Consider the following 24778-nt stretch of genomic DNA (forward strand, 5'->3'; position numbering starts at 1 on the left):
TTATCGAAACGCTATTTTCCCGCCAGTATATCGTCCGGGAGAAAAAGAACCTTGTCCCGACCGAGAAAGGTCTTGCCGTTTACAATATCATCCGGGACAAGAAGATAGCAGACGTTGAAATGACGGGAATGTGGGAAAATACGCTTGCCAAAATAGAAAGCGGCGAAATGAACCCCGATACGTTCCGTAAAGGCATCGAAGTATATGCACGGCAAATCACGGCTGAACTTTTGGACGTTCAGCTTTCTTTCGCTTCGGGTAGTGGTTGCATTTGTCCCAAATGCAAGACCGGACGCATCCTTTTCTATCCGAAAGTCGCCAAATGTTCCAATGTGGATTGTTCCGTTACCATCTTCCGCAACAAGAGCGACAAGCAACTGACGGACAAACAGATTACCGAACTGGTGACTACCGGGAAAACCGGGCTAATCAAAGGATTCAAGAACAGGGACGGTAAAGTCTTTGACGCTTCACTTGCCTTTGACGATCAGTTTAATGTTACTTTCGTGTTCCCTGAAAAGAAAGGCAAACCGAAGAAATAAAATGGAAATCGTTATATTTGCCACAGAAGGTTTCATTATAGATAGATTTATAATTGAAATTTTTGTGGTTGAAGCACTCGGAGGGACACCGGGTGCTTTTTATAAATCTTCTCTACATCACCCTATAAATATACCATTCCCATCTTTTTTTATTTTTTTTCGCACATAACTATCTGATATGCAAAAATAGTTACCCCTTTGTAACTGCCTAACGTTTAAGTAACTTCTTTTTTTATACTAAGTGTATTTATAACTTTGCCATCGAAAAAGAAACTAAATAACAGTTGATATTCTACTGTTTTTGGTCATTGTTTACATAAATAAAAGGAGAAATAATTATGCATTACACAGGAACTATTTGGAGACCGCCTTATGAGGCATACTCCCTTTTAATTCAAGTTACAGCAGGATGTACTCACCATTCATGCAAGTTCTGTACTCTTTATGAAGACTTGCCTTTCAAGTTTCGAATGTCACCGCTCGAAGAAGTTAAATCAGATTTGAAAGAAGCTAATTACTACTATAAAGATGCAGACAGAGTATTCTTTACAGGAGCTAATCCTTTTGTACTTAGTGTGGATAAGCTCAAAACATTGGCGAAGATGGTACATGAATATTTTCCAAACTGTCAGAGCATCGGTTGTTTTGCAAGAATAACTGATATTAGCCAAAAATCCGTCAAAGACTTGCAAGAGTTGAAAGACCTCGGTTATGATGGAATTACGTTTGGAATTGAAACGGGAGATGATGAAGCACTTGTTTTTATGAAAAAGGGATATTTGTCTAAAGATATTATCGAACAATGCAAAAAGTTAGAAGAAGTGGATATGAGCTATAATTTCTTTTACTTGACTGGTATTTCCGGTTCAGGGAGAGGAGAAATTGGCGCAAAGGCAACTGCGGAAATCTTCAACCAGCTTCACCCGCAAATCATAGATGCTTCCATGCTAACCATCTATCCAACCTCTCAGCTATTTCAAGAAATTCAAGCAGGAAATTGGAAAGAGGAAACAGAGATTGAAAAATTGCAGGAGCTAAAAACACTGGTTCAGAGCTTGACGGTAAATGCAAGGTTTGCTACTGATGGAGCTTCTAACTTAATCCAAGTCCGTGGTAACTTAAAAACAGATAAGCAAAAGATGGTTCATTTTTTGGAACAACAAATCCATAATCAAGATGAATCTTATTTGCGGCAATACCGTGAAAACTTGCCTCATTTATGAAAAAGGATGTTAGAATAATCGTTCAAAATATTCAACGGTATGACGACTATACGGATAAAATAGTAACTAATGCCCTTGGAAACTATTCACGTTCCGGTAGTAGTCATTCTGTTTTATACCGAGAATTATGTGCAGGAGGCCATGTTGTTGAAAACCGACTAATAATCAACCCGGAAAAAGCTAATTTATATCGTACAGGGTCGATTTTTACTGAAATGTCTTTCCTAAATGGGGAATTAACGGAATCGGATTATATCACCGCTGATGGAGATATTAATATAAAAGTAAGGACATTGCTTTATCAGCTTAAAATATATGATGACCGCATTCGTGTTGAATTGAATTATGATTTATTTCTTAATGACAAGTTTACGTCTAATAATGCTCTTATTATAAGTATTGGAGATATTGCATAAAAGAATAATGTTATGAAAATAAGAATCGTAGATTTATTAAAATCAGATATTTATGGAATTGATGTCTATGTGAGAGGTTGGGTTCGTACGCATCGGCAGAGTAAAAATATAAGCTTTATTGCTTTAAATGATGGCTCTACTGTACACAATCTTCAAATTGTGATTGAACATGTAAAGTTTGAAAAGAACATGCTAAAGACTATTACTACGGGAAGTGCAATCGGTATAAAGGGCAAATTTATCCAGTCTGCCGGAGATAAACAACAAGTAGAAGTAATAGCCGGGGATATTGAAGTATATGGAATAGCAGACCCACAGGAATACCCCTTACAGAAAAAGGAACATTCTTTAGAATACTTACGGGAAATAGCTCATTTACGCTTACGTACAAATACTTTTGGTGCAATATTTCGTATGCGCCATAATATGGCTTTTGCCATACATCGTTATTTCAATGAAAGAGGATTCTTCTATTTCAATACTCCTATAATAACAACATCGGATAGTGAGGGAGCAGGAGAACTCTTTGAAGTCAAAACGGAATTAAAAGATGATTTTTTCGGTTCCCCAGCCAATTTAACAGTTTCAGGACAATTAGAGGGCGAGCTTGGTGCGTTAGCATTGGGGGCAATTTACACCTTTAGCCCGACCTTTAGGGCAGAAAATTCAAATACATTCCGTCATCTTTCCGAATTTTGGATGATTGAACCGGAAGTTGCCTTTAATGATATTAACGACAATATGGATTTGGCAGAGGACTTTTTGAAATATCTAATCCGTTATGCACTTGAAAATTGCGAAAGTGATTTAGCTTTTTTAAATGACAACGTAGATAATGGTTTAATGGATAAATTATATTTCGTTGCAAATAATGAATTTATGCGTTTACCTTATTCTAAAGCTATAGAGATTTTACAAGAGTCCGGACGTCAGTTTGACTACCCGATAAAACCGGGCATTGATTTATGTGCTGAACATGAACGTCATTTGGTGGAAGAATATTTTCGCCGTCCTGTGATTATTACAGATTATCCTAAAGAGATAAAAACATTCTATATGAAACAGAATGAAGATGGGAAAACAGTTCGTGCAATGGATGTATTATTTCCGAAAATTGGGGAAATCATAGGAGGTTCTGAACGGGAAGCCGACTATACAAAATTGTTGCAGCGAATGAAAGAATTGAATATGAATACCGAAAAACTGTGGTGGTATCTTGAATCACGCAAATTTGGCACTGTTCCCCATTCAGGCTTTGGATTGGGTTTTGAACGGTTGATGCTGTTCATTACAGGCATGACAAACATTCGGGATGTTATTCCGTTTCCACGCACACCCCGAAATGCAAATTTCTGATTATAACGAAATTCAATCATGCAAGATTATATCAATGAAATATTGCATCGAATAAATGAAGAAATGGAGTTGCTTGGCATTGATGAAAATGTCTGCGTGGAGGATGCTTTGCATATGATAGATGTCATACGACCTTTATTCGATAACTTGCGGAGCATGACTGTAAAATATGAATTTCAGAACGAAGAAGAAGAAATTCATTTCTTTAAAGATATAAAGCCAGACATTCTTAGTCGGTATTTATACTTTTACAAAATAACAAGAATTGAGATGAAACGTCCGATTGGCAGTGATGATGTACAACGAGAGTATCTTCATTGCCAATTGGATAATTTGAAATATTTCTTTGACCAAAATCTTGATTTCTACCAATATTATCGTTCGAAAGCAACCCACTTAGATTCTTATTACTTTGTTCGATATAAAGCGAATTTCAGATTGTGTGTTGATAGCGCATTTTTAGATAAAGACCCAGCCTTTTCTACCGGATATGATTACAAAGTAGCTAAAATTTTGTCGAATGAAATGCTACGAATATATCTCAATAGACAATTACAATTGTTAGACAGGAAAATGCAAATATCTAAAATACGAGCGGCACTTTCTGACTTTAATCTGAAATGGACTGGCTCTAAATCAGATGCAGTAGAGTTTGGGTATGGACTTGTTGCTATTGCAACACTCAATAATGGAAATGTGACAATAAAAGAAATCATGGCTTTCATTGAAGCAGCTTTTGATATAGATTTAGGAGATTATTATCGAACATATCTAACTCTCAAAAGCAGAAAGAAAAATCGAACTGCCTTTTTTACATCAGTAATCGAACAACTGTTAAAGCGAATGGAATCGGACGAACTGTAATAAAGATATTTAGTCCACATAAAAACTACCAAGTAATTACCAACTTGGTAGTTTTTGTTTTTATACGATTTAGATATGAAATGCGGCATTTTCGGGTAATAACACCCTGCTTTTGCTACTGAAAAAGAGAAAAATAAATATTCACCAACTTGATTATACCTTGTAATTTTTATCTTTTGAAACCCACCATCTTTGCAGCAAATCAATTAATTAGCGAAATGGAGATAATAACATTTGAGTCAAAAGCCTATAAGGAATTAGACAACAAGATTACCGCTATTGCCGATTATATATTTAATCACACAGAAGCGGAAAGTACCAATGAGGATGAAATTTGGGTGGATAGTTACGAGGTCTGCACATTTCTAAAAATCAGTGACCGGACATTACAACGCTTGCGGGCAGCCGGGACAGTCACTTATTCCAATATCAAGGGACATTATTTCTACAAGATTGGAGAAATAAAACGATTATTGGAAGAACGCCTGATTAAACGAGATAAAGACAGTATTAACGACCTGATAACCAACCACCAGCTATATGTTAAGGAAAGAAGAAATATTAGAAAGGACAAATAATGGGTTATCCGTGTTCAAGCATTACATATCCGGTAATTGGCGGATAGGACGCAATTTCTTAAACCCGCTTTATGAGGATAACAAAGCGTCCTGTAACATCTATTTCGACCGCCGAAGTGGTATCTATAAGATGAAAGATTTCGGCAACGACAGTTATAGCGGTGATTGTTTCTTTTTCGTGGGGCAACTTAAAGGGCTGGACTGCAACAATTCAATGGATTTTGTGGAGATACTGGAAACCATAGACCGGGATTTGGGATTGGGACTGACAACAGGTAATCCGATACCAGTTACCCGTACTTCTTCCCATATAGTAAATGATATGCCGGACGAAACACCTGAAAAGGAAAGCAAACCCTACCAGTTCAGGGAACAGAAATTTCCGCTTGCCGAATTGATGTACTGGCAGCAGTATGGTATCACACCGGAAGTATTGGAACTTTATAAGGTGTGTTCCTTACGGGACTTTCAGAGCGTAACGGCGGATGGAACACCGTTTACCTATACTTCATCTGTAACAGAACCGATGTACGGGTATAAGAACAAACGGTACATAAAACTGTACCGTCCATTCTCGAAAGCCCGTTTCCTCTATGGTGGCAATTTCGGGGAAAACTATTGTTTTGGATTGGAGCAACTACCCGCAAAGGGTGATACGCTGTTTATCACAGGTGGTGAAAAAGATGTCATGTCATTGGCGGCACATGGTTTTCATGCTATCTGCTTCAACAGTGAAACGGTGACTATCCCACCTACGCTGATTTATAAATTGACGTTCCGTTTTAAGCATATAATCTTATTATATGATACAGACAAGACGGGAAAGGAAAGCGCACGCAAACAGGAAAAGCAGTTGGAAGAATTTGGAATAAGACGGTTACTTCTACCGCTTCCTGGAACAAAAGAGGAAAAAGATATTTCCGATTATTTTAAGGCAGGAAATACCCGTGAAGATTTCCTGAAATTGTTTATCGATTTTTTAGATAACCTATATAGTGATACATTGATTATGCTCAAATCGTGCGAAATAGACTTCAATAATCCCCCGGCAAAAGCGCAAGTAATAATTTCTGCCGGAGACGTTCCATTGGGGACACAAGGAAACCTGTTTGGTATTACAGGCGGTGAGGGAACAGGAAAGAGTAATTATATAGCTGCCATGTTAGCGGGCTGTATTTGCCAACCGGATAAAGAAATAGATACGCTTGGCATACAGATAGCCGCCAACAGTAAACACAAAGCGGTGTTACTCTATGATACGGAACAGTCCGAAGTACAACTGTTCAAAAATGTAAGTAACCTGCTGACACGTGCCAAGCAACCGAACAAACCGGAAGAACTGAAAGCATTCTGCCTGACGGGTATGTCCCGTAAAGAACGCCTGCACGCTATCGTACAAAGTATGGATAAATTCTATTACCAGTATGGCGGCATCCAGTTGGTAGTTATTGACGGCATCGCCGACCTTGTAAAGAGTGCCAATGATGAAGTGGAAAGTGTGGCAGTGATAGATGAACTATACCGACTGGCAGGAATTTATAATACCTGTATTCTCTGCGTGCTACATTTCGTACCGAACGGATTAAAACTACGGGGACACTTGGGTAGCGAACTACAGCGTAAAGCGGCTACAATTCTTTCCATCGAAAAAGACGATGAACCTACGCTGTCGGTTGTAAAAGCCCTGAAAGTAAGGGATGGTAGCCCGTTGGATGTTCCTTTGATGCTGTTCGCATGGGATAAAGCAGCCGGGATGCACCTTTACAAAGGAGAAAAGCCACGAGAGGAAAAAGAAAAACGAAAGGAAAAGGAATTGGTCGGCGTTGCCCGTGACGTGTTTGGCAGACAGGAACATATAACCTATATAGATTTGTGCGAGCAGATACAACAGATTTTGGATGTCAAGGAACGGACAGCTAAAAGTTATATCCGCTTCATGCGGGAACGGGATATTATCATCAAAGACCCGTCCAACCAAAGTTATTTTATGATTGGTTTAATTTAATCAGATAGCCTTATGTATATAGACAGAGAAGATTTTACCGCATGGATGGAACGTATCATGGATAGGTTCGATATGCAGGACAAGAAGATAGACAAAGTTATAAAAGGTCGTAACTGTTTGGATGGTGAAGAACTGCTGGATAATCAGGACTTGTGCCTGCTGCTAAAAGTAGCTCCTCGAACACTGACCCGTTACCGGAAAAAGGGAATACTCCCTTTCCTTATGCTGGATGGCAGGTGTTATTACCGTGCAACGGACGTACACAAGTTAATTCGGGAGAAAACCGATTAATTTTTTCTTTTCTAATGGTTTTCAATCCTGTTTTGTCGTAAGATAAGGCAGGATTTCTTGTTTTGTATATAGGAGTTTTCAGGGATTTGGCTAACTTTGCAAAAGTTACATAGAAGATAATGGCGATTGAACAGTAACCTGTGATGTTGCCTTTATATATATCATATTCGTTCGCCGAACATCTCACTACGAAAACTGGCACTTTTCAAAATGACGAGATTTTCAGCGCAATGTCTATGCTATGTTTTAACATAGCGTGGGCTTGCCTGTTTCGTCATTTAGGTATGCCAGTACCTCGTAGTGGAGCAGTGTGAGTTCACGCTTCTTTTTTGAGATACTAGCGGACAGTTTGAATAAAGATTATAAACGGGTCACCCGTAAAAATATAAACTGTTTAATGCCTAACAATATGAAACAAATTAAAGCGCATATCGCTGTGTCTCTCGATGGTTTTATCGCAACATCGGACAATGAACTGGACTGGATTACTTCAAATGTAAAATCGCTTATTGGAAAAGAATACGAAGCAGCTACTTGCTTGCTGATGGGAGCTAATACTTATACCTATTTATTTGAGCATTGGGGTGGATGGTTATATAAAAGTAAACGTACTTTTGTAGTTTCCCACCACGATGCAAATGTTACGCCGGATTGTGGAGTGGAATTTCTTATAGATGCTCCACTTCGGAAAGTACATGAAATGAAAAGTGATAATGATATACTGTTAGTCGGTGGTGGTAAACTTTTGACTACACTTATTCAAGCGGGACTGCTGGATAGTCTGACCCTTTACACTATTCCTGTTATGCTTGGTAAAGGTATCAGTTTCATAGGTGAAACTTTTGGCTCAAATTGGCATTTGGAGAGTTCTAAAATTATAGATAACAATATTTTGTTATCCTCATATAAATATGTGAATGCAAGATGATAAAAAGGGAGAGTATAGAACATTGAAGTTCTATACTTTCTTCTGTTTTTCCGTTTTTTGACGGTGTTCTAAAATTTCATCGGAATGTTCCAAAGCCCATTGAATAATACCATCTAAGGGCGACATTAAACTTTTTCCAAGCGATGTAAGACTGTATTCCACTTTTGGTGGTATTTCCGGGTACAGTTTACGATTCACTAACTTATCGGCTTCTAATTTCTTTAATGCTGTAGCCAGCATCTTTTGTGACACATTCGGAGTGTTTCTTAATAGCTCATTGAAGCGCAAGGTTCCCTTCTGATGCAGAAGAAACAATATGCGTAACGACCATTTATCACCGAAACGGTCAATTATTCCACAGGCAGGACAAATAGCTTCTCTATAATGAGTATCATCCATCTTTTTTTCTTATTTAATTCATTATCAATCAATAATAGTTACCTCTACGTTACTATCTTACTTAATGGTAAGTTCTTTTTTTATACTAAGTATCTTAGTAACTTTGTTCGCACAAAAGTAACTAAATATATTAAATATACAAAGTTTTCGGTCTTTCTAAATATTTAGCAAAGACTGAAACTTATAAAAATTAAGAGTATGGAAATAGAGAAAATGCATTTTGACGGTCAAATTTGGCGACCACCCTATGAAGCAAGTTCGCAACTGTTACAGGTAACAGCAGGATGTACATATCATAAATGCAAATTTTGTAGCCTGTATCATGGAACTAAGTTTAGATTATCTCCTGTTTCGGAAGTTGAATCAGACTTGAAAATAATTCAGGAATACCAGCCTAAGGCAAGGCGTGTCTTTCTGACTGGTGCCAATCCTTTTGCTTTGAGCTATAACAGATTGTTGGATTTAGGGTTATTGATTCGGAAGTATCTCCCTTATTGCGAAACAATAGGAACATTTTCCCGCATAGCAGACATTAAATCCAAGAGTGTAGAAGAACTGAAGAACTTGCGTCATTTAAAGTTTGACAGTATTAGTATTGGCACGGAATCGGGAGATGATGAAACCTTGTCAAGAATGAATAAGGGTAATACGGCAGCAGATATATTGGAACAGTGCAGAAAGCTGGAAGAAGCCAATATTCGTTATAATTTGGTTTATCTGACAGGGCTTGCGGGAAAGGGGAAAGGACAGCAGAATGCAGTCCATACGGCTGAAATATTTAATCAGCTACATCCTTTTACTATAAACTTCGTTTCTTTGACTGTATTTCCTGAATCGGAACTTTTTCAGGAAATACAAGAGGGTAAATTTATTGAGGCATCGGAGCAGGAACGTCTGTTTGAGTTGAGAACCTTTATTTCTGCCCTTAGCGTAAAGACAACTTTATTGGGAAATACAGTTTCAAATACAATACCTTTTGTGGGTATGGTTCCCGATGATAAAGTCCGAATATTGAATGAACTGGATGCTGCAATCCGACAAAGCAGTGAAATAGAATTAAAGCAGTATAGAAACGGCATAAGGTCATTATAAAAGCAGAGAGAAACGGGGGTAATTTCCCTGTTTCTCTCTTTCTATGGCATGATGACGTTATAATATAGTTACTATCTCATCAATGCTTTTGCGGGCTGTTGGATTGTGCTTGGAATCCACTGGATAACCTATAGGAATTATTGCAACCGGATGAATATTAGCAGATAATCCCAAGCTATGTTTGCATTCATCTATATCGAAATTGCAAACCCAACAAGTTCCTAACCCTTGTTCCGCTGCTGCCAAACAGATATGTTCCGTAGTGATAGCAGCATCAATATCTGCATGATTCTTATTATCATACTGACGTGTCCATGCAACCGAATCATTAGCACATACAATGATATATAAGGGGGCTTCCACAAACCATTTGGCAGGGTAAACCTTTTGCAGCTTTTTTTTCTGCAATTCACTTTGTATCACTATAAATTGCCACGGCTGTTTGTTTACGGCAGACGGTGCATACCGGGCGCATTCAAGAATATAATCCAACTTTTCTTTCTCTACTTCTTGGGAAGTATAGCTTCTTACGGAATAACGCTTTTTTGTTAATTCTAAAAAATCCATGATGTATAATATTAATTGAGTTAAAAAATAAATCGCTATGTCTTATAACTGTATTATTTGTCCTGTACTGATATAATTTATTTTTTCGTCAGCAATACCTTTCAATATTCCATAGGCTTTTTCACCAGTACAATGGCAAGTATAAAATGTTGTATTTCGGCATAAAAACGTATTTGCAATATCTTTAATTAGGTTTATATTTTCGGTTCTTTTCTTTAATGGGTCATAAAGATGAAAACCTGATATGCAATATTTCATTTCCTGTTTTGCAATATCTTCGGCTCGATTTAGAATATTGACTATTCCATTGTGAGCACAACCGCTGAATAAAGTTTTATAATTGCTTTCCGTTATAATCAAATATTGTTCATGCTTAAATGTATCATGCTCATACGTCCCATTTTGTTTGACGAATAGACTGTTGTTTGCTGTGGGTAAATAAAGATGTTCCTTTATATTGGAAAATATTTGCAATTCCTCATCTATTACATACTCATCCTCGATAAGAATAATTTTTGGATTATCTTTTAATTTTCTATCGAGACCAACGTTCCACTTCATACCTAAGAAATTAGCATAATACTCCTCAAAAGCGTATCGACTAATGTAAATGTTCGCTTTGGCATTATTTTCTAAAAAATACTTCAAAGCTCCCCCGTGGTCATTGTGCCCGTGAGAAATAATCACAGAATCAATATCCGTAATATCCACACCTAATTTGACTGCATTTTCTAAAAACAAACTATTTGAGCCTAAATCAAATAGTAGTTTATGCTTCTTTGTTTCAATATACAAGCATAGTCCGTGTTTACTTTTATAGTCTTTGGATATGCTTGTATTTTCAACTAGTGCTATTACTCTCATTTCATTTGTTCTATTTTGAAACCAGCTTTGCTTATCAGTTCTACTATTTTACCTACTGCCAACTTATCGGACGTTACAGTCAGGGGACGATTGGAATCGGACAAATCCAAATTCCATTCTTCTCTGTTTATTTTACCTTGCAATATTTCTTCTATTTTAGCAAGACAGCCCATACATTTGGCATTTGTTTTAAAAGTCATTGTTTCCATTTTAATTGATTATTGAGTTATTCTATTCTTTTTCTTTTTAAACGCAAGCTGTTTAACACCACAGACACAGAACTGAATGCCATAGCCGCACTTGTCCACATCGGATTTAAAAGGAATCCGTTTACTGAATAAAATATGCCTGCCGCAATGGGAATACCAATCAAGTTATAAATAAACGCCCAAAACAAATTCTGATAAATTGTTTTAATCGTCAATTGCGACAGCCGGATGGTTTCTGGTATTTTCAGTAAATCAGATGAGAGTATGGTCGCCATTGCCGTATCTACAGCAATATCACTGCCTTGCCCCATGGCTATGCTTAAATCCGCTTGTGCTAAAGCGGCACCATCATTAATTCCGTCACCCACCATGCCTACTGTTTTCCCATTGGCTTGCAATTCTTTTATGAATTGAGCTTTCTCGTTCGGCAACACTCCGGCTTTATAATGGTTTATTCCTACTTTCCGAGATATGGCTTGTGCTGAAATTGCATTATCTCCCGTCAGCATATACACTTCAACACCCATTTTCTGTAGTTGTGATATGGCTTCTGCCGAAGTTTGTTTAATTTCATCGGTAAGGGCTATAGCTGCAATGGCTTGTGTGGAATCAGCAAACCATACCAATGTTTTAGCTTTTTGTGTCCATTTGTTTGCCAATTCCTGCAAATGACTGGCTATCGTAATATGGTTATCATTCAATAATGACAGATTGCCTACGTAATAAGTCTGACTGCCTACCATACCTTTTACACCTTTTCCCGGAACGTTTTCAAACTTATCAATGGAAATCTCTTTTTCATTCTGCAAAGTCTTGACTACGGCATCCGAAAGAGGATGTTCCGATAGCTTCTCTAAGCTGTACAGTATCTTCCGGGTATGTTCAAAGCCGTTTTCCCATAGGCTTTCGACAACTACCGGATGCCCTGCTGTGATAGTCCCTGTTTTATCGAGAATTATCGTATCTATCTTTTGGGCAATCTCCAAGCTTTGGGCATCTTTAATTAAAATTCCTTTTTCAGCACCTTTTCCAATACCTACCATGATGGCAGTGGGAGTAGCCAAGCCTAATGCACAAGGGCAGGCAATTATCAATACAGTGACCATTGCCAATAATCCATTGGTGAAGCCGTTCGTTGGTGCTAAAAATATCCATGCAACAAAGGCTATAATCGAAATACTAATAATAGCCGGGACAAAGAATCGGGCTATTTTATCCACTAACTTTTGAACGGGAGCTTTGCTGCCTTGTGCATCCTGCACCATGCGGATGATTTGTGCCAGCATCGTGTCAGAACCTATCTTATCGGCAACAAACCGGAATGTTCCTTTTTGATTGATTGTACCCGCAAATACCTTTTTACCGGATTGCTTGTGCAGGGGGACGGGTTCGCCATTCAACATACTTTCATCCACGTATGATTCTCCTGTAACAACCATGCCATCTACTGCAATGCGTTCTCCGGGTTTAACAAGAATTGTATCACCTTTTTGTACGGCTGTTATCGGAACGGTACGTTCATCAGAATCTACGATAATAGTTACCGTCTTAGGTTGCAGCCCGATTAACTTTTTTATGGCAGTTGAAGTGTTTTGCTTCGCACGCTCTTCAAGTAATCGTCCCAACAAGATGAATGCAATGATAACACTTGCCGCTTCAAAATAAATATGCGGTTCAATCCCTCTTGACAACCAAAAATCGGGAAACAGTAGATTAAAAACGCTGAATGTATAGGCTATTCCGGTACTAACAGCTACAAGGGTGTCCATATTGGAAGTGCTATGCTTTAATTGCCGCCACGCATTGATATAAAATTCACGTCCCAAACCGAAAACTACGGGCGTGGCAAGAATCCAAAGTACATATTTTAAAGAGGATATATCTTCAAAAAACATACTGATAACCATAATTGGGAGAGATAACAGCAGGGCTACCACTGTACGCCTTTTTATCTTCCGGTATCTTGCTAAACGAATTTCTTCCGCTTTATTGGTAACGTCCTCACCTGTATCGACTAGTAAATCATACCCTGCATCTTGTACGGCAGATTGTAATATTGCATCCGAACATACTTTCGGATTATATTCTACTTGTGCTATCGCAGTCGCATAATTCACTGTTGCCTGATATACTCCCGGCAAACCATTTAATGTTTTATCCACACGAGCCGCACATGAAGCGCAACTCATACCCAATACCGGATATGTATTTTTTGTATTCTTACCTTTTTCCATATTGATGATTTTTATCGGATGCAAAGGTAAGGTGCTTTTATACTGCGCCTCTTACATAATTATGGATATGACTTATATCTTTCAGACTTCATCCAAAGGTTTTAGTTTGTGTTCTTTTAAACGCTTGAACTGGCTTGGAGAAATGCCAGTCATATTACGGAATTGCGTACTTAAATGGGCTGCGCTTGAGTAATTAAGTTTATCGGCAATTTCGCTGATTGATAATTCATCATACACCAACAGTTCCTTTATACGTTCTATTTTCTGGATGATGTAGTATCTTTCTATACTTATGCCATTTACTTCGGAAAACAACTTGCTAAGGAAACTGTAATCGTGATGGCACTTATCCGTAAGATAATCAGTCAGGTTTGTCTTGGACGAATTATCGTTATAATGCACTAATTCAATCACCGCAACTTTTATTTGTTCGATAATTCGCATCCGTTTATCATCTATCAACTCAAATCCGTATGCTTCGAGAACAGGTTTTATGGCAGCACGTTCCTCTGCATTTATCGGTTCTTGCAAAATAGCTGTCCCCAGTTCAACACTAAGTGGAGTAAACCCCATTCTTTTCAGTGCTTCTGTTACAACCATAATGCAACGGTTACAAACCATATTCTTAATGTGAATAGTATTGCTTTTCATCATATATCCATCGTTTCTGCAAAGTTAATAACAATGCACTGCTTATCATTTGGCAAGCTCTGAATATTCTCAATATTTAAGGCTTGCAATTTATTGATAGCGTTTATTGTTTCTTCATTTTTGCAAATTTACGAATCGGGTAGTGCAACCTAATTGCAAAGTTGAGTAATCTGAATTAGGTGTAAGGTGCAAGTATATATCTATATATATAGCTTGCACCTTACACCTAAGCTGAAATATTTATATTCAGACATTTGCGTAATTCAAAAGGAAGCAGTATCTTTGAACCGGAGTTTTAGGCAGACAATGAACAGCCAAAGGACGACAGATAAACGTCTTTTTTGAAACCTAAATTGTACCCCCTAAGGTATTGACATATTGATAAAGAGTTGAATTAAAGCGACATAAGGAGATAGGTTCATTACCCTGTCTCTCCGCAAATCTTAAATAAATAATACCTAATAAATATCCAAAATCAAATACTTAATTGTATTAAAGAAAAGTCGAAACAAACGAATTATATCCACAAACAAATTTAATTCTTCGAAAAAGCAATTCCTAAATACCGATAAGATCGTATTTTACGGAGGACATCAATCTAAATCAGGCTACTATTTCAGACATATTTATAGAACTATAAAATATATCGACGAATGCCCTTATTTAGACTTTCAACAAAAAAATCTTATACGAAAATGTATCGGGCACAACTTATAAACAGGCTCTATTTTTCTTTAATTCAATGTCAAATCTGGGAAAACCTTGGAGAGAAAAAAACAAAAAATGCTTAATTGAGAAATATGAATTAATAAAAAACATACCTCCTCGTTTTTTAGGAGAAATAGATGTCAAAGACTTTTATTCTGAAATAGAATATGAATTCTAATATTTTTATATAATATGAGTAACAGACAGTATAATAATATTGAAGACACGATAAGAAATTGGTTGGCTCAAAACCTCTCATTCATTGCTCCGGAATTATCATTGATACGAACAGAATTCCCTTTGCCCGATCACATCGGCAGCAAAGGCTTCATTGATATTCTGGCTAAAGATGTATTCAACAATTTTGTTATCATCGAAGTTAAAAGAGCTAATAACTCGGCGAGAGATACTATAACAGAAATTCTTAAATACCATGCACTTATAAAACAAAAATATAAAGCTAAAGACGGGGAAATTCGCATTATAATTATTTCTACTCATTGGTCTGAAATAATAAGGGCTTTTTCCGAACTTGTCAATAACACGACCTATGCAATTAAAGGATATAAAATCGAAATCGATCCAGTCTCATTTATCCCTTATTCCATAGAAGAACAACAAGCTTTACCTCCCAACATTTTTGACAGACACTTTCCAAGAATATATTCGCTCAATCTCTTTTATACTAAAGAAAAAAGGGAATCTTTTAGACGAACATTCGAATCATTGTGCACTCAGGCACACATTTCCGATTATGTAATGATATATATGGATTCTACTCACAAAATCATATATCCGTATGCATCTGTCTTTACCTGGCAAAAAATGAGCGATATGGAATTAATTCAAAAAATAGGACTTATAACCGGTAATACTTTTGAAAACAAAGCCGATTCATATGAAACGAAGGAGGAATATACCCAGCACTTAGAAGAAGAATTGATTATCGCTTTGTGTAAAAGAGCAAATTATGATGCCAGTGAAGCCGGATATCCTGAAAAATTCGATGCCGAACTAAGTGCCGGAAACTGGATTGTACCCTCTATCTATAAATACGGTATATTTGCAGATGATCCTCGATATAGCAATGAAATGCTTATATCCGAGATCAAAGGATTGGACGGCAACAGTTATGAGCGGTATTCTTTTATAGGAGAATCTTCTCAAGAAAAACGAATTACTGAAGTATTGGAGAAAAGTATCAATTGTCTGTCCAATGCAGAAGCTTGGTATCAATTAATATCATTCAGACTAAAGCAGATATTAATCAAAAAAGAAAAGGTCAGGATAGGCTTATATATCTATAATCCACAATCGACTCTTCGTGCTTTAGCTTTTGCCGCAGCCTTGAATTATGAAGATTACGCACCCTTCTATCAATTGATAATCGTATATATCGATCAACCGACTATTGAAATTTATAATGGAGATATTGCTTGGAACGGGGAAAAAAACAACTACTCTATTCTTAACAGAAAAAGTTCTCCTTTCGACACTCTTATGAAAATGCAATTAGGTTTACTCGATGATGAACTGATCTTAACATTATCCAACTTATATTTTTCCTCAAAAAAGATCGTTATACAAGACGGTAACTCAATTTTCAATAATTATATAAAATATGACGAGGATACCGACTCTTTAGTCATAGACAACAGAGATAAAAGATCAATATCCGATTATTATAAACAAAAGCCAAACATAATAGAGGAGTTAATCTCGATTTACCGAACCTACTCAAATTATATATAGAGCTCTTAAAGGCTATCTAAATTTGATCCGGGTAAAATATCCTCATAAACAGCCGGTTCTCTTCTTGAGAGGAGAACCGTACCGACACCGTTAACAACGGTTATAGCCCGAAAGAAAACGTAAAGATGACCTGATAATACTTTAGACGAACTCTTAACGCCTTTTTCTCCAATCGAACGGAGTATCAGGATCTTCGATACGAACCATTCGAACACCGGAAACAGAGAACCCGTAAGTATCTTTTGCCTCGATACGTATCGGATATATACCCGGCATAAGGTTCTCCGGCAATCTAAAATGCCATAAATGTGTAGATGCACTTTTCCGTAAAGGACTTCTACGGCTTATTTTAGTAGGGTATATTTTATCCTTATACCACTGGTTCTGTCTGGTAACCGTAGGCGCTGTTACTTCAATTTTTTCCATACGAACAGGCGGAGTATTGCCTATTTGTATACTAACCTCCGTACTATCCGACCCTCCATATATATTAGCAAAAACCTCTCCTCGTGCAAACTCTTGAAAATCTTTCACGTGCCGGTCTGTCGTATCACAACCTTGCACCCATATATCCATTTGTCTTTCAGAATCTAAGCCGACACCTTTGAAATGTATTTGATAATCATCAGGAGAAAATTCTATCGTAAAATAGTTACGAGGAGCACCGCACTGCATTAAAGCCGACGGAACTCCGAGCCAATCCTTCTCTCCGACCCACCAATGTCCGCAAGTAGCACCTGCAACCAGTTCCTGCATTACTGAATTTCCTACCGGTATAAAATGTCGACTGACTCTATGTGTATGACCAGACAATGCAAACAATTTGCTCCTTCCATCCAATAGGAGTTTCAAATCCTCGATATTCTCGGTATGCACCAAAGGTATGTGTTGACAAAAAACGACAAAACGGTCTTTCGGTACATAAGACAAATCATTCTTTATAAAGGCCATCTGCCGGTCGGAAATACGGGCTTTATACCCTCTCTTACCGTCCGGAGCGACATTATTCAAAACAATAAAATGAACATTTCCATAATTGAATGCATAAGTAGAAGCTCCGAAATAGCGATTAAAAAGAGAGTCTTGTAATGTATGTCCGGTCGTAATCCGATCATGATTTCCGGGAAGTACCCAAGATGGTATTTCCGTACAACGAATCATCTCACGTACATCTTCGAAAAGTTCAAGACGGTTATTTACCAAATCTCCTAACCATACAGCCAACTGAATATCCTTTCTCCCGGCAAGTTCAGGTATAATAGTTTGATTAGCATAATCGAGTTCTTGAGGATTTCCCATTTGTATATCTCCGATAGCACCCAATGTAAAATGTTTCGGCTGTTTTTCTTTCTTCAGAGCAAAATCCACTTTATCTTCCGATCGCATTGTTCTAAAAACAAAATCGGAACTTCTGATTATATCTCCGGACGAAGAAGTGTATCCTGAAGGGAAGATAGGGAAAAGGCTTTCTCCGTCCGCTACCGATATAGAAAAGTTTCCGTCTTTATCCGTAAGAACCACATCTCTTCCATTCGATACCGGAACAGCCTTTATTCCGTGTTCCGATCGGTCTTGAATACCATTACCATTTTTATCTAAAAAAACTTTTCCCGATACAATATTTTGTGCCGTCAAGGGCATAAAACAGGCTAAATATATAGGAAACAGAAAATTTTTAATACTTTTCATTCTTTATCTTCTTTAGGTAATAGAACCGCTTTTACGACCGGAGTTTTCAAAAAACATTTGCGAATATAGTCTGCAATATCTTTACTTGTTATATTCTTCACGCGAGCTTCATAATCCGTTATATGTTTCCAATCTGCAATATTATTATATAATGTGTTCCGTATCTGCGTCGTCCAGAAAGAACTTCTTTGATTTGTAATTTTCCAATCTTTTATAAGATTCGTCTTGACATCTTCTAATTCACTTGAAAAAGATACCGGATCATCGCATACTTTCCCGATAACAAGGAAAGTGCTATCAACCAATGCCTGCACATTATCCGGCAAACAACTGAAGCTTATCGTTTCACGACATAAGGCCGAAGGATGCTGAGTAGCTCCGACCGACACTCCCACGCTGTAAACCATGCCCATCTCTTCTCTCAAGGCTGCCAACAATTTCATACGAAGAATACCTTTTGCTACATCATTCTTTAAATTCAGATCCATTATATTCCCCTCAATGCTGTCTTGCTGAAATATCAAAGAAACGACAGCCTTAGGCGAATCTCCGGCTTTGCGGCTAAAAACAACCGGTTCAACAGGAATTTTACCACCTTTATGTACATATTCCATGCATGATTCTCCGGTCGGCAATCCTCCGAGATAAGTTTCGATAAAAGGCTCTATATCTTGTAACGAGTTATCTGAAGTAATGATAAAAGTGTACCCTTCCGCCGCACCGAAACAATGATTATAAGCCGGCAACAGCCATTCGGCTTTTACTTCATTCTCAATAATAGTATCCGATATTTCCCGATCGGTATAATCAGGAGTCCGTAAAATGTTTCTCAGCTCCATATTAAATAAATCTGCATCGGTTTTACGTGTCGTTCGGTATTTTTCAATACTTTTATCCATTACCTGTCGTAACAAGTCTATGTCGACTTTAGGTTGAGTCCACCTCAAAAAAAGTAATTGAAACATCGTTTCCATTTGATCTATCTTAGAGGTCGCTATAACACCCGAACGATGTTTCTCCACCAAAAAACGACAGGAAACATCTTTTCCTGACAAGAAATAACTAAGGGCATCCCTCGAAAACTCGCCTGCTCCACTCAGTGGAATTACAGACCCTGAAAAAATACCCGAAACATAACGTGTCGAGTCTAATGCATAAAGTCCGCCTTTACGAAAACCGCTAACCACGATCCTATCTTTATCTAAATAGTTCTTCTTAAAAATTACTTTTACACCATTAGACAGGATCAACTCCTGAGCATCAATCTCGTCTATGTTTCTACGTTCCAAAATTTTTCCACCTTCCGGTTTTTCCGGTAACAACTGATCCGGCACTTCAAATTGCAGGACATAGGGAGTAAGGGATTCTTTTTTTACCTGTTCAAAGATCGAAAGGAGTTTTCGGTCATCCGGAAATTCATCTTTATTCTTTTCGGACGAAGTAATCAGATAATGCGGAAATGCCGACCGTTCTAATTTCTGTAACTGTTTTACTAATATCGAAGAATCTATTTGTGCTATAAATTTTCTCGCCATACGATACTCTTCGGCCGGTGTAAATATCTGGTGACCGATATAAAAATTTTGATACATTTCCTCAATAAAAGAAGAGGACTGTTCCGGATTCTTAGACTCTGCCCTACGACGCAATGTATTTAAAAGCCGTTTTTTTTCTTTATCTATTTCTTTCTTGGAAAAACCGTAACGAACCATACGCTCGGTTTCTCTGGCAAATTCCGTAATACCGGCTTCTATCTTTCCCGGAATCAATTCAACGGAAGCAAATAGTCCTCCTTTAATATTCAGAAAAGAAGAATGGGACAAACTCCCCCCATTAAACGGGACATCATCAAAAGTAAGTGCATTATAACGAGCTTTTGTCAATCTGTTGAGCATGGCCCGCTGTAAATAATTTTTATAATCTTTTTCGGTTTGTACCGGATCAGGCATCGGCAAAAGACGAATAATATTCAACTCCTCTTTTTTTAACGAAGAGTGAGCAACTCTCTTAACAGATATACGATCATAATCATCGATACCATAACTTGGAATTTTTTTTATAGAGCCATTTCTCAAAGGACCGAATTTTTCAACAATCAAATTTTTTACATACTCCGAGTCTACATCTCCGGCAACGGCAACAGCCATAAGCCGAGGTGCATACCAATCTTTGTAATAATTCTTAATTTCTTCATGTTTAAAATGTCGGATAATTGCAGTATCTCCGATTGTCTTTCGTTCTGAATAACGTGAACCGTTCAGTATCTCCATCAAAAATGCCTCACCGATTTCGCTTTCAGGTCCGGTTCTGGAAAGCCATTCAGACAAAATTACTCCTCTCTCATTTTCTATTTCCATACTATCAAGTAACAAATGTCCCGCCCAATCGGCCAAAATAGTAATAGTACTATCTACCATCTGTCGGTCTGAAGAAGGAAGCTGCAATTTATAGACGGTTTCGTTCATCGAAGTATGGGCATTCAAATCTTTTCCGAACTTCGCACCATGAGATTCTAAAAAACGGATCATGGAATTTCCGGGGAAATGAGTCGTTCCATTAAAAGCCATGTGTTCAAGAAAATGTGCTAACCCTTTCTGATCCTCCGTCTCGAATACCGATCCCGACTTTATAAAAAGTCGATATATGGCTTCTCCTTTCGGATAATCATTAGGATAAATATAATATGTTAATCCGTTAGACAATTTTCCCTTGATAAGATTCGGATTTTGCGGTATTTTTTTCGCACTGACCGACAATAGTGTACTACCGATCAAAAAGAATAACAGAAGTATTTTTTTCATTAAATCAATCATACAGAAATAGCAATATATGAGATGTTTTCCGAAGTTATTTCAATATTAGTTACAATTATTCTGAGCAGAAAGAAAAGCAGGAGCATAGCTGTATCTATGCTCCTGTTTCACTCATTAATATTTATCGACAATTAATTAGCATCGGTATAAGTATAAAGTTCTATCACATTGCCTTCTTCCATAAGCACACCGATAAAACCATCGTTATTACTGTTGAAATCGACAAACGCACGTTCTGAAGAAGCTGTATTCAAAGCAAACGCATCGCTCCACTGTTTGGTCGTATTATCAAGATTGATAACAAATGAGTTCTTAAGCCCTTTATAATCACGATAAACTACAAACGGCGTATTCTGGGCATCAACAGCGACTTTGTAAAAATTGTGCGATTCAAAAACATTATTTATCGCACCGCCTACTATAGCCAATTGTCCCGATTCCAGATTATATTTAAACAATCTTGGATTTCCGTCTTCCGTATCCGCATTATCTACAGTGCAAAGGAATACATTACCATTACCATCGATATCTATAGACAAATCTTTAATACCGTTTGAAGTCGCACCTTCTTTAAGGAATCCCCCTTCAACTACCGGAGCGATCGTACCATTCGTAAATTTGTACAAAGAATAGCCGGCACCGTTATTCGACATTGCAATATAAACACTATTTCCATAAGTTGTGGCTACAGGAACAAAAGCAGCATAAGTCGTGCCACTCACTCCCGGACGTCCGGTAAATACTTGTGCCGTTACCCAACTTGACCCGTTGAAATAAGACAATTCGGGAGCACGACGAGCAATAGCGGCTGAAGCATTATTGGATATGGTAACGACAACCGGATTTTTTGTCTGAGGATCGATAGCTAATGTTGTTCCAGAACTAGCATTGGCTTTAATAGAAAATCCAGAATTTCCAACGACACTCCAATTTCCACCCGTATATTTCATAACAGTTGCGGCAGTTCCGTTATCTTTATCTATATATAATACATAAGGAATGCCATCCGGATCAAAAGCAATATCTATACCTCCTGAAACCGTGGTTGAGAAACTTCCTGCACCTACATTTTCAAAAGCAGAACCATTCCATTTGGCAACACATAACTTATCAGAACCATTATCATCTACCGTATAAGCAATATAAGGCATATTATCTTTCGGATTCACTTTCATTGCAAAATCTCCGGCAAGTTCTGATGTAGGGTTAAAATCGGCTATCTTTTTCCATATTTTAGGAGATTGGAACACGATAGTAATTACATAACTTTTCGAAGTATTCGATTTGGTATCCGTTACGATAATATCAACTGGATAAGTATAATCATTAGCAGTCACTCCGCTTTCTTGCAACACGCCGTTTATCTTCACCTCATTCCCATCTTCTGTCGTAAATCGAGCAACCAAAGCTGAAATATCCGTATTAGCAGGTACAGCTATTCTCATATCCCCTGTGATTTCAGGAACGATATAATCTTCAGCCAAGGCAGAATTATCTTCGGCATAAAACCCGAAAGACTTTAAACCGACAACAGCGGTAACATCCCCGTCATTGTCATCATCAGAGCAGGCAACAAATAATGCACTGCACATACTCAATAAGAGTAAATTTAAAAATAACTTCTTCATACTCAAATTTTTATAGAGGAAATCCCTCTCATTAAACAATTTAAAATGGTATTTGCTTGGTAATCGTATATTCACTATTCAAGCGATCTGGTCCCGGAAATCCGATAGTAAAATTCTTACTGTTACTTTTCAATACAATCTTAACCGTATTATTTTTCCCTGCTTCAATCATGTGATTCAACCACTCTATACGAATAGGCCTTTCATATACACCGCTGGGAAACACGATAGAAGAACCGGGAGAGACTTGTCTAAAATCAACACCTTCCTGTAAACCGTCTCCTACGACAAGTTCATAATTAACCGTGACATCTTCCGAAATTTTTTTTGTACTCATATACACATAATAAGTAGCGACAAAAGTACCGTCACAATCTATAATCGCAGATGATCCCCCTTGTGCATCAGTAATATAAATGAAAGGATGATCGAAGGGTTCTTCATCTTTAGAACAAGAAGAAAGTCCAATAGCTACAGCCAGGAGAAATAATATTTTTACAAATTTCATATCTATAACTACTTAATTTTATCAATCAATAATTAACTCCCGGATTAAGCTGTATCTCAGGATTAGCCTCAATCTCATCCATAGGTATAGGTAACACAAACCAATCATTAGGATAAGTTTTTATTTTTACGATAGAATTCGTACTTGATTCACGCACCATATTCTGCTTTTTCCGAGTAATATCAAACAATCTATGCCCCTCAAAACAAAGCTCTTTAATACGTTCTTTCTCAACTAATTTCAGTAAATCTTCAACACTGCTATAAACTAAATTAATTTCCGAAGGCTGTTTTCCTAAAGCCCTTGCCTGCAATGCTTTAATGTCATTTGCCGCAGTTGTTTCTCCTCCGGGAAGATAACAATTCGCCTCCGCTCTAATCAAATACATCTCCGACACTCGCGAAACGAACGGATCATAATGCTTGTCATCCTCAACCACATCTTTAGCTACATAAAATTTACGGCAAGCTTTAGTTTTAACTTCGTCTTTCGTATCATAAAGCAGTTCGAGACGAATATCGTCAGGTTGATCAAAAAAGGTATATAATGTATCTGCCGGACGAGCGATAGGAGACACAGGATCATAAAATTTCCACAGATCTTTTGAAGCCCGAAAACCGTTTAACCGGAATATAGCCTCACTCCCAGCCTCTATATTAACATACATATTGACATAATTTTCATACGAAGTCAAAGGAACTTTAGCAATAACTGTTGTCGCATAATCGCTTGCTTTCTGCCACTGCTCCATATAAAGATATACTCTGGCAAGCAAAGCTTCACATGCTGTTGCAGAAGCGTGATAACAATCCATTGTCGTAGATCCGAAAATTCCTATAGCCTCTTCCAAATCCGGAATAATACGTTTATTATAAACATCATATACCGAAGCCCGCAATACAGGATCATTCGCACTGGGCAAAATAGAGAGATTGGGAACTCCCCAATGTGAGGCATCAGGCGTATAAGTATAATGTTGGCCATAACAGCAGCAAAGGTTTAGATGAACTAATGCCCGGATATAAAGAGCTTGAGCCCGAATAAGCTCTATCTCTGCCGCATTTCCCGGATATTTTTCTTTCAAATCGGGAGCATATTGCAATATATTATTTACATTTCCTATTATCTCCAAACCGTCTCTCCAGATATACCCCACAGCACCGGTTTCCTGCGCCGGATCGGAAGTATAATTATACTGATCGGCAATACTTACTCCTTCTGAATTAGATAAATACAACATGTCTGCCGCAACTTCAGGATATTCAGAAAACTCTCCGTCATAAAAATTATACAACAAACGATAAGAACCGGCCAATCCAGACCGTAATCCGTCAACATCCGAAAAAAAGGTTTCTATATCGCTTTTACCGAATTTCTCTACTTCCAGAAAACTACACCCCTGAAAACCGACAAGTGCAATGCAAAATAAAATCGTATATATTTTCTTCATCGTATTCGTTA

The 24778-nt window shown here is 37.6% G+C and carries 23 protein-coding genes; 12 read left to right on the top strand and 11 right to left on the bottom strand.

What is annotated here, in order from left to right:
• From Q0093_RS06145 to Q0093_RS06185, 9 genes are all read left to right on the top strand, one after another.
• On the top strand, nucleotides 1-542 hold a 542-nt coding region (locus Q0093_RS06145), incomplete at its 5' end, for a topoisomerase C-terminal repeat-containing protein (protein ID WP_297929011.1).
• 338 nt (nucleotides 543-880) lie between these two features.
• A complete protein-coding gene (locus Q0093_RS06150) occupies nucleotides 881-1765 on the top strand; it encodes a radical SAM protein (RefSeq protein ID WP_297929013.1) in 885 nt (294 codons plus the stop codon).
• Entirely contained in the window at nucleotides 1762-2181 is a 420-nt protein-coding gene (locus tag Q0093_RS06155) for a DUF1934 domain-containing protein (RefSeq protein WP_149923493.1), read from the top strand. Before Q0093_RS06150 ends, Q0093_RS06155 begins: the two co-directional genes overlap by 4 nt.
• Before the next feature lie 12 nt (nucleotides 2182-2193).
• Nucleotides 2194-3537 carry an asparagine--tRNA ligase gene (gene asnS / locus Q0093_RS06160; RefSeq protein ID WP_149923494.1) on the top strand — a complete coding sequence of 448 codons (1344 nt, stop codon included), beginning with the start codon at nucleotides 2194-2196 and terminating at the stop codon, nucleotides 3535-3537.
• Nucleotides 3538-3555: 18 nt separating this feature from the next.
• Nucleotides 3556-4401: an RteC domain-containing protein gene (locus tag Q0093_RS06165; RefSeq protein WP_004319747.1), complete on the top strand. Its 846-nt coding sequence runs from the start codon at nucleotides 3556-3558 to the stop codon at nucleotides 4399-4401.
• A gap of 218 nt (nucleotides 4402-4619) precedes the next feature.
• Nucleotides 4620-4979 carry a helix-turn-helix domain-containing protein gene (locus Q0093_RS06170; protein WP_008775017.1) on the top strand — a complete coding sequence of 120 codons (360 nt, stop codon included), beginning with the start codon at nucleotides 4620-4622 and terminating at the stop codon, nucleotides 4977-4979.
• On the top strand, nucleotides 4942-6984 hold the full coding sequence (locus Q0093_RS06175) for a bifunctional DNA primase/helicase (RefSeq protein WP_297929018.1): 2043 nt from the start codon (nucleotides 4942-4944) through the stop codon (nucleotides 6982-6984). Before Q0093_RS06170 ends, Q0093_RS06175 begins: the two co-directional genes overlap by 38 nt.
• 12 nt (nucleotides 6985-6996) lie before the next feature.
• Complete coding sequence (locus Q0093_RS06180; RefSeq protein WP_010803745.1) at nucleotides 6997-7275, top strand: helix-turn-helix domain-containing protein; 279 nt, start codon at nucleotides 6997-6999, stop codon at nucleotides 7273-7275.
• Between the two features lie 409 nt (nucleotides 7276-7684).
• Entirely contained in the window at nucleotides 7685-8203 is a 519-nt protein-coding gene (locus Q0093_RS06185; protein WP_297929145.1) for a dihydrofolate reductase family protein, read from the top strand.
• A gap of 30 nt (nucleotides 8204-8233) precedes the next feature.
• Here Q0093_RS06185 and Q0093_RS06190 read toward each other — a convergent pair whose 3' ends face one another.
• Nucleotides 8234-8602, bottom strand: a complete 369-nt coding sequence (locus tag Q0093_RS06190) for a helix-turn-helix domain-containing protein (protein WP_004319736.1) — start codon at nucleotides 8600-8602, stop codon at nucleotides 8234-8236.
• 198 nt (nucleotides 8603-8800) lie between these two features.
• On the opposite strand from Q0093_RS06190, the gene Q0093_RS06195 reads away from it, so the two are divergent.
• Nucleotides 8801-9694, top strand: coding sequence for a radical SAM protein (locus Q0093_RS06195; RefSeq protein WP_297929022.1), 894 nt, complete (start codon nucleotides 8801-8803; stop codon nucleotides 9692-9694).
• A 57-nt stretch (nucleotides 9695-9751) separates the two neighbouring features.
• Here the strand turns inward: Q0093_RS06195 and Q0093_RS06200 are convergent, their stop codons facing one another.
• The 5 genes from Q0093_RS06200 to Q0093_RS06220 all read right to left on the bottom strand — a co-directional run bounded on the left by Q0093_RS06200 (nucleotide 9752) and on the right by Q0093_RS06220 (nucleotide 14222).
• Nucleotides 9752-10261: a nitroreductase family protein gene (locus Q0093_RS06200; protein WP_222545721.1), complete on the bottom strand. Its 510-nt coding sequence runs from the start codon at nucleotides 10259-10261 to the stop codon at nucleotides 9752-9754.
• Nucleotides 10262-10303: 42 nt separating this feature from the next.
• The gene (locus Q0093_RS06205) at nucleotides 10304-11125 is read right to left on the bottom strand and encodes an MBL fold metallo-hydrolase (protein WP_297929026.1); all 822 of its coding nucleotides are present in this window, start codon (nucleotides 11123-11125) and stop codon (nucleotides 10304-10306) included.
• The gene (locus Q0093_RS06210) at nucleotides 11122-11334 is read right to left on the bottom strand and encodes a hypothetical protein (RefSeq protein ID WP_297929028.1); all 213 of its coding nucleotides are present in this window, start codon (nucleotides 11332-11334) and stop codon (nucleotides 11122-11124) included. Before Q0093_RS06210 ends, Q0093_RS06205 begins: the two co-directional genes overlap by 4 nt.
• 17 nt (nucleotides 11335-11351) lie before the next feature.
• Complete coding sequence (locus Q0093_RS06215; protein WP_297929030.1) at nucleotides 11352-13568, bottom strand: cation-translocating P-type ATPase; 2217 nt, start codon at nucleotides 13566-13568, stop codon at nucleotides 11352-11354.
• 81 nt (nucleotides 13569-13649) lie between these two features.
• Nucleotides 13650-14222 (bottom strand): helix-turn-helix transcriptional regulator, encoded by a 573-nt coding sequence (locus Q0093_RS06220; RefSeq protein WP_297929032.1) that lies wholly within the window; start codon nucleotides 14220-14222, stop codon nucleotides 13650-13652.
• A 679-nt stretch (nucleotides 14223-14901) separates the two neighbouring features.
• On the opposite strand from Q0093_RS06220, the gene Q0093_RS14850 reads away from it, so the two are divergent.
• Nucleotides 14902-15105: a putative phage abortive infection protein gene (locus Q0093_RS14850; RefSeq protein ID WP_367175057.1), complete on the top strand. Its 204-nt coding sequence runs from the start codon at nucleotides 14902-14904 to the stop codon at nucleotides 15103-15105.
• A 14-nt stretch (nucleotides 15106-15119) separates the two neighbouring features.
• Nucleotides 15120-16679: a hypothetical protein gene (locus Q0093_RS06225; protein ID WP_297929033.1), complete on the top strand. Its 1560-nt coding sequence runs from the start codon at nucleotides 15120-15122 to the stop codon at nucleotides 16677-16679.
• Nucleotides 16680-16832: 153 nt separating this feature from the next.
• Here Q0093_RS06225 and Q0093_RS06230 read toward each other — a convergent pair whose 3' ends face one another.
• The 5 genes from Q0093_RS06230 to Q0093_RS06250 form a co-directional block, all read right to left on the bottom strand.
• A complete protein-coding gene (locus Q0093_RS06230) occupies nucleotides 16833-18368 on the bottom strand; it encodes a calcineurin-like phosphoesterase C-terminal domain-containing protein (protein WP_297929034.1) in 1536 nt (511 codons plus the stop codon).
• Nucleotides 18365-21169, bottom strand: coding sequence for a pitrilysin family protein (locus tag Q0093_RS06235; RefSeq protein ID WP_297929035.1), 2805 nt, complete (start codon nucleotides 21167-21169; stop codon nucleotides 18365-18367). The genes Q0093_RS06230 and Q0093_RS06235 overlap by 4 nt, the downstream gene beginning before the upstream one ends.
• Nucleotides 21170-21312: 143 nt before the next feature.
• Nucleotides 21313-22809, bottom strand: coding sequence for a hypothetical protein (locus tag Q0093_RS06240; protein WP_297929036.1), 1497 nt, complete (start codon nucleotides 22807-22809; stop codon nucleotides 21313-21315).
• 40 nt (nucleotides 22810-22849) lie between these two features.
• Nucleotides 22850-23317, bottom strand: a complete 468-nt coding sequence (locus tag Q0093_RS06245) for a hypothetical protein (RefSeq protein WP_297929037.1) — start codon at nucleotides 23315-23317, stop codon at nucleotides 22850-22852.
• 25 nt (nucleotides 23318-23342) lie between these two features.
• Complete coding sequence (locus tag Q0093_RS06250) at nucleotides 23343-24767, bottom strand: RagB/SusD family nutrient uptake outer membrane protein (RefSeq protein WP_294176914.1); 1425 nt, start codon at nucleotides 24765-24767, stop codon at nucleotides 23343-23345.
• Nucleotides 24768-24778 lie beyond the last annotated feature (11 nt).

The organism is uncultured Coprobacter sp. (assembly GCF_947855755.1).
Taxonomy (GTDB): domain Bacteria; phylum Bacteroidota; class Bacteroidia; order Bacteroidales; family Coprobacteraceae; genus Coprobacter.